General features: G+C 71.5%; 13 protein-coding genes. 7 read left to right on the top strand and 6 right to left on the bottom strand.

From position 1 onward, the window contains the following. Nucleotides 1–214: 214 nt before the first annotated feature. Nucleotides 215–1,108 (top strand): alpha/beta fold hydrolase, encoded by an 894-nt coding sequence (locus ACFYW9_RS00955; protein ID WP_389142962.1) that lies wholly within the window; start codon nucleotides 215–217, stop codon nucleotides 1,106–1,108. A gap of 71 nt (nucleotides 1,109–1,179) precedes the next feature. Here ACFYW9_RS00955 and ACFYW9_RS00950 read toward each other — a convergent pair whose 3' ends face one another. Beyond that, a complete protein-coding gene (locus ACFYW9_RS00950) occupies nucleotides 1,180–2,076 on the bottom strand; it encodes an NYN domain-containing protein (protein ID WP_328671273.1) in 897 nt (298 codons plus the stop codon). A gap of 202 nt (nucleotides 2,077–2,278) precedes the next feature. Between ACFYW9_RS00950 and ACFYW9_RS00945 the strand changes: the two genes are divergently transcribed. Next, a complete protein-coding gene (locus ACFYW9_RS00945) occupies nucleotides 2,279–2,455 on the top strand; it encodes a hypothetical protein (protein ID WP_329304490.1) in 177 nt (58 codons plus the stop codon). A gap of 146 nt (nucleotides 2,456–2,601) precedes the next feature. Here the strand turns inward: ACFYW9_RS00945 and ACFYW9_RS00940 are convergent, their stop codons facing one another. The 3 genes from ACFYW9_RS00940 to ACFYW9_RS00930 all read right to left on the bottom strand — a co-directional run bounded on the left by ACFYW9_RS00940 (nucleotide 2,602) and on the right by ACFYW9_RS00930 (nucleotide 5,497). Then, the gene (locus ACFYW9_RS00940) at nucleotides 2,602–3,207 is read right to left on the bottom strand and encodes a MarC family protein (protein WP_328671272.1); all 606 of its coding nucleotides are present in this window, start codon (nucleotides 3,205–3,207) and stop codon (nucleotides 2,602–2,604) included. A 424-nt stretch (nucleotides 3,208–3,631) separates the two neighbouring features. After that, complete coding sequence (locus ACFYW9_RS00935) at nucleotides 3,632–4,489, bottom strand: PHP domain-containing protein (RefSeq protein WP_389142958.1); 858 nt, start codon at nucleotides 4,487–4,489, stop codon at nucleotides 3,632–3,634. A 366-nt stretch (nucleotides 4,490–4,855) separates the two neighbouring features. After that, nucleotides 4,856–5,497 (bottom strand): DUF6758 family protein, encoded by a 642-nt coding sequence (locus tag ACFYW9_RS00930; protein WP_326785665.1) that lies wholly within the window; start codon nucleotides 5,495–5,497, stop codon nucleotides 4,856–4,858. A gap of 163 nt (nucleotides 5,498–5,660) precedes the next feature. Here ACFYW9_RS00930 and ACFYW9_RS00925 point away from each other — a divergent pair, with 163 nt between their 5' ends. Beyond that, nucleotides 5,661–6,914: an MFS transporter gene (locus ACFYW9_RS00925; RefSeq protein WP_389142954.1), complete on the top strand. Its 1,254-nt coding sequence runs from the start codon at nucleotides 5,661–5,663 to the stop codon at nucleotides 6,912–6,914. Nucleotides 6,915–6,966: 52 nt separating this feature from the next. Here ACFYW9_RS00925 and ACFYW9_RS00920 read toward each other — a convergent pair whose 3' ends face one another. After that, the gene (locus tag ACFYW9_RS00920) at nucleotides 6,967–7,551 is read right to left on the bottom strand and encodes a suppressor of fused domain protein (RefSeq protein WP_389142950.1); all 585 of its coding nucleotides are present in this window, start codon (nucleotides 7,549–7,551) and stop codon (nucleotides 6,967–6,969) included. A 616-nt stretch (nucleotides 7,552–8,167) separates the two neighbouring features. Here ACFYW9_RS00920 and ACFYW9_RS00915 point away from each other — a divergent pair. Continuing rightward, nucleotides 8,168–9,283 carry a magnesium and cobalt transport protein CorA gene (locus tag ACFYW9_RS00915; RefSeq protein WP_351859103.1) on the top strand — a complete coding sequence of 372 codons (1,116 nt, stop codon included), beginning with the start codon at nucleotides 8,168–8,170 and terminating at the stop codon, nucleotides 9,281–9,283. 24 nt (nucleotides 9,284–9,307) lie between these two features. Continuing rightward, nucleotides 9,308–9,850 carry a hypothetical protein gene (locus ACFYW9_RS00910; protein ID WP_389142945.1) on the top strand — a complete coding sequence of 181 codons (543 nt, stop codon included), beginning with the start codon at nucleotides 9,308–9,310 and terminating at the stop codon, nucleotides 9,848–9,850. Between the two features lie 177 nt (nucleotides 9,851–10,027). Here the strand turns inward: ACFYW9_RS00910 and ACFYW9_RS00905 are convergent, their stop codons facing one another. Then, nucleotides 10,028–10,786 (bottom strand): hypothetical protein, encoded by a 759-nt coding sequence (locus ACFYW9_RS00905; RefSeq protein ID WP_351859099.1) that lies wholly within the window; start codon nucleotides 10,784–10,786, stop codon nucleotides 10,028–10,030. Nucleotides 10,787–10,973: 187 nt separating this feature from the next. Here ACFYW9_RS00905 and ACFYW9_RS00900 point away from each other — a divergent pair, with 187 nt between their 5' ends. Both ACFYW9_RS00900 and ACFYW9_RS00895 read left to right on the top strand, forming a co-directional pair. Next, nucleotides 10,974–12,470: a magnesium transporter MgtE N-terminal domain-containing protein gene (locus tag ACFYW9_RS00900; protein ID WP_389142941.1), complete on the top strand. Its 1,497-nt coding sequence runs from the start codon at nucleotides 10,974–10,976 to the stop codon at nucleotides 12,468–12,470. Beyond that, complete coding sequence (locus tag ACFYW9_RS00895) at nucleotides 12,454–13,050, top strand: DUF1003 domain-containing protein (protein WP_351859096.1); 597 nt, start codon at nucleotides 12,454–12,456, stop codon at nucleotides 13,048–13,050. Before ACFYW9_RS00900 ends, ACFYW9_RS00895 begins: the two co-directional genes overlap by 17 nt. Nucleotides 13,051–13,094: the final 44 nt, after the last annotated feature.

Here is a 13,094-nt window from a genome sequence, read left to right as displayed (position 1 = left end):
GCCACGGAGACCAAGCCCGCCGCCCGCCGACGCACCCGCAAGGCCGTCGCCGCGGAGCCCACGGAGAGCTGATCTCCCGTCCGATGGCCCGGTCCCCCCTCTGGTGGGGCCGGGCCATCGGCGTACCCGCGCACCGGCACACGGCCACCGTGACGGCCCCTCGACCACCCCACCCGTCGAGCGCCCCTCGCGGACGCCCGATAGCCTCCTCCGCATGAGCAGGCCCTACACGTTCGTTCCACCCGCCGGTGTCCGCGCGTACCGGTTGCCGACCGCGCGCGGCGAGTTCGCCGTGCTCGACGCCGCGCCGGAGGGACGGCCCAAGGGAACCGTCCTGCTGCTTCCGGGGTTCACCGGGAGCAAGGAGGACTTCATCGCGCTGCACGCGCCGCTGGCCGCCGCGGGCTACCGGACGGTGGCCGTGGACGGGCGCGGACAGTTCGAGACCGAGGGACCACGCGACGACGAAACGGCTTACGCGCAGAGCGAGTTGGCGCAGGACGTGCTCGCGCAGGCCGCCGCCGTCGGCGCTCCGGTGCACCTCGTGGGGCACTCGCTCGGCGGCCAGATCGCGCGGGCCGCGGTGCTGGCCGACCCGTCGCCGTTCGTGTCCCTGACCCTCATGGCCTCCGGCCCCGCGCAGATCTCCACGGCTCAGCAGCAGCGCGTCAAGCTGCTGCGGGACGCGCTGGCCGTGATGAGCATGGCCGAGGTGTGGGAGGCGATCCAGGCGATGGAGCCACCCGAGGAGACCGAGACGGGCCGGCTGGACGCGGGGCTCGACGATCTCTCCGACCTGCGCCGCCGCTGGCTCGGCAACAGTCCCGCCCAGCTCGTCGCCACGGGCCGCCAGCTCTGCGAGGAGCCCGACCGTGTCGCCGAACTGGCCGCCGTCCCGCTCCCGAAGCACGTGCTGTCCGGCGAACGTGACGACACCTGGCCGGTCACCCTGCTGGACACGATGGCCGTACGGCTGGACGCGCACCGCACGGTCGTCGAGGACGCGGAGCACTCACCGAACGCCGACCGGCCCCTGGAGACCGCCCGCGCCCTGGCCGCGTTCTGGGACGGCACGCTGCCCACGAGCGCTCCCGGCAACCCCGGCTAGTGCCCCGAGGGGCGTCCTCGGCCCCGTCGCGATGCCCGGCCCTCGGCGCGCAGACGTTGTCCGCCGGGGCCCTAGTACTGCGCCTGGAGGTGCTCCCAGAGGCCGTCCCGCAGTGCGCGACGCAGGTCCGCCTGGCCGCGCAGGGAGTACTGGAGCAGCCCCTCGGCCTCGACCAGCAGATCCTGGTCGACCGAGCCGGGGAGGTACGGGTGGCCGGGGAGCAGCTCGGCCAGGGATTCACGGCCGCGTGCGGCCAGCCACTTCGCGGCGACCTGGGCGCCCACGAAGCGCACGTCCTCCCGAGTGGGCCGGACCGCCGCCGTCGGGTCGTACGACTGGGCGGTCCGCCTGGCCACGTACGGCTTGAAGAAGTCGAGGTCGAGCGTGCGCTGGCTGTCGACCTCCCAGAGAAGCGGCTCGGCCTGGTTGCCGCCCTCGGGTGCCTCGATGCCCCAGAGGTGGACCCGGGCTCCGTAGCCCTGGGCCGCCTCGACCGCGGAGACGAGGTCCTCGTCGCCGCCGAGCAGGGCCGCGTCGCTGATGGCGCGGTGCCGGGCGAGGGACTCCAGGTCCGAGCGGATGAGTGAATCGACGCCCTTTTGCTGGTTGTTGGCGTTCAGATTGCCCAACCGGACCTTCACGTCCGGGAGTTCGGCGATGGACTGCTGCTCCGCGGTGTGGATGCGCCGCCGCGCGCCGTCGTACCAGTAGACGCGCAGCAGCCTGCTGTCGGCGAAGATCGTGCGGGCCCGGTCGATGAGCGCCTCGATGAGTCCCTCGGTGTCCAGGTCGAACGAACGGCGGTCCTCAGTTCCGGCGACGAGGCGCCCCGCGGCCGCGTACAGGTATCCGGCGTCGACGAAGATCGCGTGGGTGGAGGGGGTCTTCGCGACCTCGGCGAGCATGCGCTGGAGCAACTCGTTCGTACGGTCTATGCGGGCGGCGAGAGCCGCGTGGTCGTCGTTCATCGATGACATTGTCCCGGCGGTCACGCTGCGAACACAACTGGCGCCGTTCAGTCTCCGCCACCCGGGCTACCCGCCGGTAATTAGGTTCTCGAAAAATTTCCTTAGCGTAGGGAATGTTTGTAACACGCATCCCGTTGACTCCCTACGTGAGCGAGGACAGCGATGCCTCGCTCGTCAGACACAAGTAGTTCTCCTCAGGAGGATGACCAGACGAAGGGAGAAGCCCTTGCGCTTCGAAATCATGCGACTCGACGATGTCGACGGCACGCCCGTGGACAGCACTGTCGTAGACGCCGCCTCCGTCAACCGGATCGTTCAGCAGGCCGCCGCCATCGGGCAGCGTCTGTGGATCCGCCCGGCCGACACAACCGTTTCGTAACACGACGACCGTCCGCTTCGCGGTACAGGGGCGCACCGAAGGCGCCTCGCAGGACGAACCGCGTCGCGGACAGCAGACGCTTCGAAGACTTCAGAGCCCCGCACGGCGAGAAAGCCGTGCGGGGCTCTGCGTGTCGGAGGGGGCCGTCAGCTCCCCCGGATCACCTGCGTGACGCCGTTGATGATCTGCTGCACCGCGATGGCGGAGAGCATCATGCCCGCGAGCCGGGTCACCAGGACCACTCCGCCGTCCTTGATGACGCGGATGATCAGCAGCGAGTAGCGCATCACGACCCACAGCACGACGTGGATCGCGAGGATCGCGGTCCACACGGAGACCTGGCCGGCGACCGAGTCGGCCTTCTGCACCGCGAGGATCACGGACACGATCGCGCCGGGCCCGGCGAGCAGCGGCATCCCGAGGGGTACGAGGGCGACGTTGACGTCCTTGGTCTGCTTCGGCTCGTCCGTCTTGCCGGTGAGCAGGTCGAGGGCGATGAGCAGGAGCAGCAGTCCGCCCGCGATCATCAGCGCGGGCACGGAGACGTGCAGGTAGTCCAGGATCTGGTGCCCGAGGAGCCCGAAGACGGTGATGACGCCGCCGGCGACGCAGACCGCCTGGACGGCCATCCGCCGCTGCACCCGGGCGGGGCGGCCCGCGGTGAGCGCCAGGAAGATCGGGGTGATCCCGGGGGGATCCATGATGACGAAGAGCGTGAGGAAGAGGGAACCGAAGACGGCGACGTCGAACATGGTGAGGAGAAGCCTTGCGAGAGGGTGGGTGAGGGCAGGGATCGGGGGCGGGGCCTTCCGGCCACCGCTTCGGGCGGTCGTTCCACGGGGCGGGGCGCGTCGGCACGACCGGCGGTGCGGGAGCGTGCGGGAACGCCGGTGCCCGCGCCGCCCGGCAGGGGCCTTACGGGACAGGCCCGGCGCGTACGGACCTCACGTGCCCGTCGGGACCGGCATCAGGACAGCCGCGGTCGCAGACGCAGACGCAGACAGGGTCGCGGCCGGATCGCAGCCACGGTCGCGACCGGAGCCTCCGGCACAGCCACAGCCACAGTCACGGCCGAAGTCACAGCCACAGGCACAAGGCCCGGGCGACGACCCAGGCACGGCCCTGGCCGAGCCGCTGGGGCCCTGCGCGGTCAAGCCCGGTGGGAACGTCGGGGATTCAGGCTCCGCCCGCGCCCGGTACCGGGAACGCCCCGGTGGCGCGGCGGGTGATCTCCCCGTAGACCTCGGGGTCGGTCGCGAACTCCCCGAGCACACAGGTCTTGCGGCTGCCGTGGTAGTCGGACGAGCCCGTGGTCAGCAGCCCCAGTTCGGAGGCCAGACCGCGCAGCCGTGCCCGGGTGGCCGGTTCGTGGTCCATGTGGTCGACCTCGATGCCGTCGAGGCCCGCTCCGGCCAGCTCGGCGATCACCGACTCCGGCACGGTCCGGCCCCGCTTGGCGGCGGCGGGGTGAGCGAAGACGGTGACGCCTCCGGCACCCTTGACCAGCCGGATCGCCTCGAAGGGGTCGGTCTCGTGCTTGGGGACGTAGGCACGCCCCCCGTCGGCCAGCCACTGCTCGGTGAAGGCGTCGGAGACGCTGTCGACGACGCCCAGTTCGACCAGCGCGGAGGCGACGTGCGGGCGCCCGACCGATCCGTCGCCCGCGATGCGCGCCACCTGCTCCCAGGTGATCGGCACGCCGATCTCCCGGAGCCTGGCGATCATGCCCTGGGCGCGCGGCACCCGGTCGTCCCGTACCAGTTCGCGCTCGGCGAGCAGTGCGGGGTCCTCGGGGTCGAACAGGTAGGCCAGCATGTGCATGCTGATGCCGTCGATCCGGCAGGAGAGCTCGGCGCCCGTGACGAGGGTGAGCCCCTCGGGGAGTGCGGCGAGCGCCTCGGCGTGTCCGCGCGTGGTGTCGTGGTCGGTCAGCGCGACGACGTCCAGACCGGCGGCGGCCGCGTTGCGCACCAGCTCCGCCGGGGTGTCCGTACCGTCGGAGGCGGTGGAGTGGGCGTGCAGATCGATGCGCACTACGCGTGACTCCAGGCGGTGACGGAACGGACGGGACGCTCAAGGATAGCGGGAATCCGCCCCCCGCTGTCACACCCGCACCAGGGGAGCACCCCCTACACTTCCCGGCACCCGAGCGCGCCCACGCCGACGTCCGGGCACCGCCCACTCGGACGTCCGGGCACACCCACTCCGACGTCCGGGCACACCCAGACCGACGTCCAGGCACGCCCAGACCGGCGCCCGAGCATGCCCGCCCCGACATCCGGGCACACCGCAAACCGGCCTCCGCGCATGCCCACCCCAGTACCCGGGCACACCGCAAGCCGGCGCCCGGCCACGCCCCGGCATCCGGGCACACCCTCCCCGGCACCGCGTCACGCCGCCCTACGGCTCCAGGATGCGCGGCGACAGCGCGCCGCACGGCAGCAGGTCGACCTCGGCGCCCGCGTCGCGCAGATCGGTCAGGACCAGTTCGTCGTACATCAGCAGTCCGGTCTGCTCGGGCCAGACGACGGCCCACAGCCACAGCCCCCGCGCCTCGCCCGCGAAGACGGCGCGGTCGTCGGGCGAGCCGGAGACATGCCAGAGCGGGGTGGGCCGGCCCGCCGCGAGGACCTTCGCCTGCGGCGGTTTCTCGACGCTCATGTACGGGCCGGGGTCGGGTCCGTCCATGCCCGCGTACCGCGCACCGAGGCCGACGCCCAGTTCCTCGGCGACGAGGATCAGTTCACCCATCCCGCCCAGTGGTCCGGGCCCGGAGCAGGCGATGACGGTGGCCCTGCCGCCGCTGCGGTCGTCCCCCGCGAACGCCGCTCCGGTGAACAGCCAGCCGACCGGCAGCGGCCACGGCATCCACACCGGCACCCGGGCGCGGTGCACGACCACACCGAGGGCCTCGACGCTGGGCGGGATCACGGGCTGCAGCGGATGCACCGTGCCGTGCACATCGCACTGCCAGGAATCGGCAAAGAGGCCGGGAGCCCTGACCCGGCCACCACACTTCGGGCAACTGGGTTCGCCCCTCATAGGGCCCAACGGTCCTCCCCGTCCTTGCCCGCGTCAAGGACGATCACCCGTCCGGCGCGGGCCGGTCGCGCCAAAAACTACGTGCATCTTGCATTTATTAGTCCAGCTAACTTATTGTGTGTATAAGGCAACGATCCAGTTGGCGCACAGCGAGGGAGCGGGCATGATCAACAGCACGGAAGGCCCCGCCGAGGGCGACACGTTCGACGCCGGCGCGGGCGGCGTCCTGCGTCAGCCGAGGGCCGTCTGGGCGACCGCCGGGGCGTCCGTCGTCGCCTTCATGGGCATCGGACTCGTCGACCCGATCCTGCCGTCCATCGCTCAGGGACTCGACGCCACGGCGGGCCAGGTGTCCCTGCTCTTCACCTCGTACTTCCTGATCACCGCGTTCGCGATGCTGCTGACCGGCTTCGTCTCCAGCCGGATCGGCGGCCGCAGGACCCTGCTGCTCGGCCTGGCGCTCGTCGTGGTCTTCGCCGGACTGGCCGGCACCTCGGGATCGGTCGGCGAGCTCGTCGGCTTCCGGGCCGGCTGGGGGCTCGGCAACGCGCTGTTCGTCTCCACCGCCCTCGCCGTCATCGTCGGCGCGGCGGCGGGCGGCAGCGCGGCCGCGATCCTGCTGTACGAGTCCGCGCTGGGCCTCGGCATGGCGTGCGGGCCCCTGCTGGGAGCCCTGCTCGGCAACGCGAGCTGGCGCTACCCGTTCTTCGGCACCGCGTTCCTGATGGCGATCGGCTTCCTGTGCATCACGGCGTTCCTGAAGGAGCAGCCGAAGCCCGCGCGCACGACCTCACCGCTCGACCCGCTGCGCGCCCTCGGCCACAAGGGCCTCGCCTCCGCCGCGGCCTCCGCGTTCTTCTACAACTACACGTTCTTCACCGTGCTGGCCTTCACCCCGTTCGTGCTGGACATGACGCCGTACAGGTCGGGCGCGGTGTTCTTCTGCTGGGGGCTGTTGCTCGCGGTCTTCTCGGTGATCGTGGCCCCGCGCATGCAGGCGCGGTTCGGTTCGCCGAAGGTGCTGGGCGGCTCCCTGGTGCTGCTCGCCGTCGACGTGTTCGTCCTCGGGTACGGCGACCACACCACCGCCGTCGTCTGCACGATCCTGTCCGGCGCGTTCATCGGCGTGAACAACACCGTCTACACGGAGCTGGCCCTCGGGGTCTCCGACGCCCCGCGCCCCGTGGCGAGCGCCGGCTACAACTTCGTGCGCTGGTTCGCGGCCGCGGCGGCTCCGTACTTCGCCCCGAAGATCGAGGAGTGGAGCAACATCCGCGTCCCGTTCGTGGTCGCCGCGGTCACCGCGCTGCTGGGCGCGGCGGTGGTCTACGTACGGCGCGCGGCGCTCACCGAGAGGGCCGCGGAGCTGGAGCCGGTCCACACCGCCGAGGACGGCGTCGCCGCTTTCGCCAACTGAGTGATAGAGAACACGGACTGACGCTCCGTCACACGCGGTGTCCCGGTATCGGTCAGTCCAGGGGAACGGACTTGCGCAGCGGATCGCGCAGGTCCGTTCCGCCGTTCAGCCAGCGTTCCTGGAGGGCGCCGGCGCCGTGGACGCGCTTCCAGGCGGCCTCGTTGGGCGTCATGGGGAGCAGCGGCAGGAAACGTACGGGATCGGCGGGAGCGTCGAGTTCCAGGTCCTCCACCAGACCGCCGGACTCGGCGACCAGGACGGAGGTGAACGGCGCGCCGGGCCACAGGGGTTCACCCACGTCGAGCGAGGCGCCGGGGGCCACGACCAGCCCCTCGACCTGGGGAGAGGCGGCGAGCACGGCCAGTGGGCGGAGCACCTTGTCGGTGTCGGCCCCGGCCGGACGGACCGAGAGGACCAGTTCGGCGCGCGGGCCCTTCACCGGATCGGCGAGCACGGCGGTGGGATCCGCCATCGGCTGGACGGACATGCCGAGCGTGGCGTAGCGGACGACGTCCCCCTCCGTGAAGCGCAGCACCTCGATGCGGTCGGTACCCAGAAAGGTGACCGCGGCCCGCGCGTCGGGTTCGCCCAGCGCGGAGCGCAAACGGGCCTCGACCAGAGGAAGAACATCAACCATGAACCGAGCATAAGCCGCGCCAATTCAGCCTGTGCGCATCGGACCCCGGTCAACAACGCGCAAAGCGGGGCCTTGACGTATCGGTGCGCTGATACTCTTGGCCGCTGGTCGGAGCAGTGCATGACTGAGGGCCCCCAGGCCCTCATGGCGCTGCGGGAGTTGCTCCCGGACTCCGACGCACTGAGACTGATCTGACTCCCCTTCGGAGGGAGACAGACTCCCCTTCGGGGGATGGATCGTCCCTCACGGGGGACCGACCGGAGGAGGTGGGGCTGCAATGGATCGAAGTCGATCGTGCAGTACCACCCGCTCTTCCGGTCGCTGAGTCCGTAGCTGGTTCCGCTGGGTTTTTCAGCCCTGCCGGCTGCCGCCTCCCGCAATCGTGTGCATACGTGTCAACGCCGCCCGGTGCACCACGGAAGAGCGCTTCGTTTCCGCCTGATCTGTCCGATCTGAACCCCTGATCTGTCCGATCTGAATCAACAGCGAAGCTGCCACCGCGACGGTGCGGTGCTCCCCGCTTTGTGGACGTGCCAAACATCCGCAGTCAGGACGTCCCCATTCCGGGTAGTTCCAACCGTCGCCGGCCGCCTCCGCCCGCGAGAAGGAGCCTGCCATGTCGATGATCCGTGACCTGCGCGCCGCGGTCCGCCCCCGTCCCTCCCTGCGCATCAAGGACAGTGGCTCGTACGACACCACCCGCGACCCGGCCACCCCGTCGGCCGTGGTCGACTGCGCCGTCTACCGTGACGGCGCCCGCGTCGAGACCCGCACCCCGCTCACGCCGCAGGAGGCCATGCGCCAGGTGCGGCGCGACGGCGGGTTCGTGTGGATCGGTCTGCACGAGCCCACCGAGGACGAGTTCGCCGGTATCGCCCGGGAGTTCGGACTGCACCCGCTGGCCGTGGAGGACGCCGTCCAGGCCCACCAGCGGCCCAAGCTGGAGCGCTACGACGACTCCCTGTTCACCGTCTTCAAGACCATCCACTACGTCGAGCACGACCGGCTGACGGCGACCAGCGAGATCGTCGAGACCGGCGAGGTCATGTGCTTCACCGGAGGGGACTTCTTCATCACCGTCCGGCACGGCGGGCAGGGGTCGCTGCGCGCGCTGCGGCACCGCCTCCAGGACGACCCCGAGCTGCTCGCCAAGGGCCCCTCGGCGGTCCTGCACGCGATCGCCGACCATGTCGTCGACGGCTACATCGCGGTCGCGGACGCCGTGCAGGACGACATCGACGAGGTCGAGACCGAGGTGTTCTCGCCGGGCCGCAAGGGCACCCCGCGCGGCACGGACGCCGGGCAGATCTACCAGCTCAAGCGCGAGGTACTGGAGTTCAAGCGGGCCGTGTCGCCGCTGCTGCGCCCCATGCAGCTGCTGAGCGAGCGCCCGATGCGGCTGATCGACCCCGACATCCAGAAGTACTTCCGTGACGTCGCCGACCACCTCGCGCGCGTGCAGGAGCAGGTCCTCGGCTTCGACGAACTGCTCAACTCGATCCTCCAGGCCAACCTCGCGCAGGCCTCCGTGGCGCAGAACGAGGACATGCGCAAGATCACCTCGTGGGCCGCGATCGTCGCGGTTCCGACGATGGTCTGCGGCGTGTACGGCATGAACTTCGAGTACATGCCCGAACTGCACGCCCGCTACGGCTACCCCGTGGTCATGGGGATCACGGTCGGGCTCTGTCTCACGATCCACCGGATCCTGAAGCGCAACGGCTGGCTGTAGGACGGGCTGGATAGTCTGGGCCCCATGACGCAAGAGCTGCTCGACCAGGCCCTCGTCGAGGAGGCCACCAAGAAGTCCGGGCTGATCTGGGTACGGGGCGCCGCGGCGCCCTCGCCGGCCGGTCCGGGCGAGGAGGTGCCCACCCGCGCGCTGTGGCACGTGTGGCACGAGGGCGCGGCCTGCCTGGTCGGCGACGGGCCGGGCGAGCAGCCGCTGCCGGGGCTGGCCGCCGGAGGGCACGCCGTCGTCACCGTCCGCAGCAAGGACAAGGGCGGACGGCTCGTCACCTGGTCCGCCACGGTCGTGGAACTCACCGCGAACACCCCGGAGTGGGATGCGGCCGTCGGAGAGCTCAAGGGCAAGCGGCTGAACGCCCCGGACGGCGAGGCCATGCCGGAGCGCTGGGCGCGCGAATGCCGGGTGGTGCGCCTGGAACCGACGGGCGCGATCGCCGAGCCGCCCGAGGGCTCGCTCGCCGCGCGTCCGCTGCCGAGCCCGGCGACGACCCGCCGGCCGGCTCCGGCGGCGCTGCCCCGTCTCCTGCTGAAGCGGCGCAAGCGCGGCTGAGGCCGGTGCGGCCTTTCCCGTCTGCCGTCTGCCGTCTGTCATCTGTCATCTGTCATCTGCCGTACGACGGGCGACTGCCTGCCGCCGGGGCCGTGCGGCCCCGTCCCGCGGACCGTGCGGGCTCACGACGAGGGCCGTCGCCGCCCGTGGCCGTGGACCGAGCGGGTCATGAGCGGGTCACGACGAGGGCAGCTGCTGCCCGTAGTCGACCGTGTCCTTCTTCGGCGGTTCCGCGAGCGGGAAGTCCTTGCCCCAGTCGGTCAGACGGAGGGTGCCGGCGTTGCCCGCGCGCCCGAGCAGGACCGGGTACGGGGTGCCCTGGAGCGAGACGTCCAGGGTGCCGCCCGAGCCCTTGCCGCCGGTGATGCGGATCGTGCGGACACCGGACTGCTCGTGGTGGCCGTCCTTGGCGAGAGCGCCGTGCAGACTGAGCAGCCCGTCGAGCAGGACGTCCTTGTCGGTGAAGCCGCTGAAGCGCTTGTACGCGGGGTCGCCGGTCGGCACCTTCACGTACATGCCCTCCAGCTTGTCGGCCGCCGCCGTGTCCGTCGGCTTGCCGTCGCTCTCGCCGTCCTCGTGGGCCCAGAACGCGGCGTCCGCCTTGAGGAAGAGGTGCTCGCCGACCCGCAGCAGCCGGAAACCGCCCCCCTTGGAGGTGACCGAACCGGTGCCGCCGTCGGACTTGAGGCGCATGTCGAGGGTGTAGGTGGTGCCGCCCGAGACGACGGTCCCGGAGAGCCGCACGGCCGGCGCCTTGCCGGCCGCTTTCTTCGCCTTCGCCTGGATGGCGGTCGCGGACAGCTTGCCGACCCCGTTCGTGCCCGCGTCCGGGTCCTCGCTGCCGCACCCCGTCAGCCCCGTCGCTGTCACGGCCAGTGCGCAGATCGCGGCCGCCGTCACGGCTCTGCGGGTACGGCCCTGGGGAATTGCGGTCACAGGTGGGGCTGCCTCTCGTGCACGGTCCTCCAACGGCGTACGGCAGCGTACCGGTGCGCCGGCCGCCCGGCGGAGGCAGTCCGTCCGGACCGCCCACCAGGGCGTACCCGACCGGGACGGGCTAGCCTGAAGCCCACCCGAGCGGACAGACCGGGACAGAACGCATCGAAGCGAAGGAGGCGCGGGCATGGCAGCGGCCGCCCCCCGGATCTTCGTCTCGCACCTGTCCGGCGTCGCCGTCTTCGACCCGAACGGCGACCAGGTGGGCCGTGTGCGGGACCTCGTCGCCATGCTGCGCGTCGGACGGCGGCCGCCGCGCATGCTCGGCCTCGTCGTCGAACTGTCCACGCGCCGCCGGATCTTCCTGCCCATGACCCGGGTGACCGGCATCGAGTCCGGCCAGGTCATCACGACCGGTGTCCTGAACGTGCGCCGCTTCGAGCAGCGGCCCACCGAACGGCTCGTCTTCGGCGAACTGCTGGACCGGCTCGTGACCCTCGTCGAGACGGGCGAGGAGGTGACGGTCCTCGACGTGTCGATCCAGCAGCTCCCGGCCCGCAGGGAGTGGGAGATCGGCCGGGTCTTCGTCCGCAAGGGCCGCGGCGGCGCCTTCCGGCGCTCCAAGGGCGAGACGATGACGGTCGACTGGTCCGCCGTCACCGGATTCTCGCTGGAGGAGCACGGACAGGGCGCGGAGAGCCTGCTCGCCACCTTCGAGCAGCTGCGGCCCGCCGACCTCGCGAACGTGCTGCACCACCTGTCGCCGAAGCGGCGCGGCGAGGTGGCCGCCGCGCTCGACGACAACCGTCTGGCCGACGTCCTGGAGGAGCTGCCCGAGGACGACCAGATCGAGATCCTCGGCAAGCTCAAGGAGGAGCGCGCGGCGGACGTCCTGGAGGCGATGGACCCCGACGACGCGGCCGACCTGCTGGCGGAGCTGCCCACCGAGGACGTGGAGCGGCTGCTGGCACTGATGCGGCCCGGCGAGGCGGCGGACGTCCGGCGGCTGATGGCGTACGCGGAACGGACGGCGGGCGGGCTCATGACCACCGAGCCCATCGTGCTGCGGCCCGACGCGACCGTCGCCGACGCGCTCGCCCGGGTCCGCAACCCCGACCTCTCCCCCGCGCTCGCCGCCCAGGTGTACGTGTGCCGCCCGCCGGACGAGACGCCGACGGGCAAGTACCTGGGCGCGGTGCACTTCCAGCGGCTGCTGCGCGATCCGCCGCCCACCCTGGTCGGATCGCTCGTCGACGACGACCTCCATCCGCTGGCCCCGGAGGACGAGCTGCCGGTGGTCGCCGGGTTCTTCGCGACGTACGACATGGTCGCGGCCCCCGTCGTCGACGAGAGCGGCTCGCTGCTCGGGGCGGTGACCGTGGACGACGTACTGGACCACATGCTGCCCGAGGACTGGCGGGAGACGGAGTTCCACCTCGACGAGGGTGTGCACGACAGCATGCACGCGGAGCACGACGGGATCGACGAGCCCCGCGACGAGGACGGGACCGGCCCGGAGGACGGCCCCGAGGACGGCCCCGAGGACGGCCGCGGCCCCGAGGACGGGACCGGCCCGGAGGACGGCCCCGAGGACGGCCCCGAGGACGGCCGCGGCCCCGAGGACGCCCCCGGGGAGCCGGACGGCCCGCGAGGCGGAGAGGGACGCCATGGCGCCCGATCGTGAGGCCCGTGAGCGGGCCGCCACGGGGGCGACGGCCGCCCCCCGCCCGCGCACCCGGCTCGACCAGCCGAAGCCGCAGCGGCTCCGGCTGCTGCCCGAGTGGGACCCCGAGGCCTTCGGGCGGCTCTCCGAGCGCATCGCCCGCTTCCTGGGCACCGGACGGTTCATCGTCTGGATGACGGTCGTCATCATCGTGTGGGTCGTCTGGAACATCTTCGCGCCGGGCGACCTGCGCTTCGACAACTACCCGTTCATCTTCCTGACCCTGATGCTGTCGCTCCAGGCCTCCTACGCCGCCCCGCTGATCCTGCTCGCGCAGAACCGGCAGGACGACCGCGACCGGGTCAACCTCGAACAGGACCGCAAGCAGAACGAACGCTCCATCGCCGACACCGAGTATCTCACCCGCGAGATCGCCGCGCTGCGGATGGGCCTGGGCGAGGTCGCCACCCGCGACTGGATCCGCAACGAGCTCCAGGACCTGGTCAAGGAGCTGGAGGACCGCTACCCCGACGGTCACGGGGACGGGCGGGTCGTATTCCCGGCGGAACGGTCGCGGGGACGTGACGTAGACGACCGGTGACAGGGCTTTCCGGGGCACATGGGTCGCGCCGTACCATCGTCCCT

The sequence above is a fragment of the Streptomyces sp. NPDC002698 genome, from assembly GCF_042888945.1.
Taxonomy (GTDB): domain Bacteria; phylum Actinomycetota; class Actinomycetes; order Streptomycetales; family Streptomycetaceae; genus Streptomyces.
Note: the sequence above shows the minus strand (reverse complement) of the source record. Positions and strands in the feature narration are given on the sequence as shown.

Excerpts from the sequence above, each read along its gene's own strand:
- ACFYW9_RS00955 (WP_389142962.1), top strand. The coding sequence starts at position 215 with ATGAGCAGGCCCTACACGTTCGTTCCACCCGCCGGTGTCCGCGCGTAC.
- ACFYW9_RS00950 (WP_328671273.1), bottom strand. The coding sequence starts at position 2,076 with ATGAACGACGACCACGCGGCTCTCGCCGCCCGCATAGACCGTACGAAC.
- ACFYW9_RS00945 (WP_329304490.1), top strand. The coding sequence starts at position 2,279 with ATGACCAGACGAAGGGAGAAGCCCTTGCGCTTCGAAATCATGCGACTC.
- ACFYW9_RS00940 (WP_328671272.1), bottom strand. The coding sequence starts at position 3,207 with ATGTTCGACGTCGCCGTCTTCGGTTCCCTCTTCCTCACGCTCTTCGTC.
- ACFYW9_RS00930 (WP_326785665.1), bottom strand. The coding sequence starts at position 5,497 with ATGAGGGGCGAACCCAGTTGCCCGAAGTGTGGTGGCCGGGTCAGGGCT.
- ACFYW9_RS00925 (WP_389142954.1), top strand. The coding sequence starts at position 5,661 with ATGATCAACAGCACGGAAGGCCCCGCCGAGGGCGACACGTTCGACGCC.
- ACFYW9_RS00920 (WP_389142950.1), bottom strand. The coding sequence starts at position 7,551 with ATGGTTGATGTTCTTCCTCTGGTCGAGGCCCGTTTGCGCTCCGCGCTG.
- ACFYW9_RS00915 (WP_351859103.1), top strand. The coding sequence starts at position 8,168 with ATGTCGATGATCCGTGACCTGCGCGCCGCGGTCCGCCCCCGTCCCTCC.
- ACFYW9_RS00910 (WP_389142945.1), top strand. The coding sequence starts at position 9,308 with ATGACGCAAGAGCTGCTCGACCAGGCCCTCGTCGAGGAGGCCACCAAG.
- ACFYW9_RS00900 (WP_389142941.1), top strand. The coding sequence starts at position 10,974 with ATGGCAGCGGCCGCCCCCCGGATCTTCGTCTCGCACCTGTCCGGCGTC.
- ACFYW9_RS00895 (WP_351859096.1), top strand. The coding sequence starts at position 12,454 with ATGGCGCCCGATCGTGAGGCCCGTGAGCGGGCCGCCACGGGGGCGACG.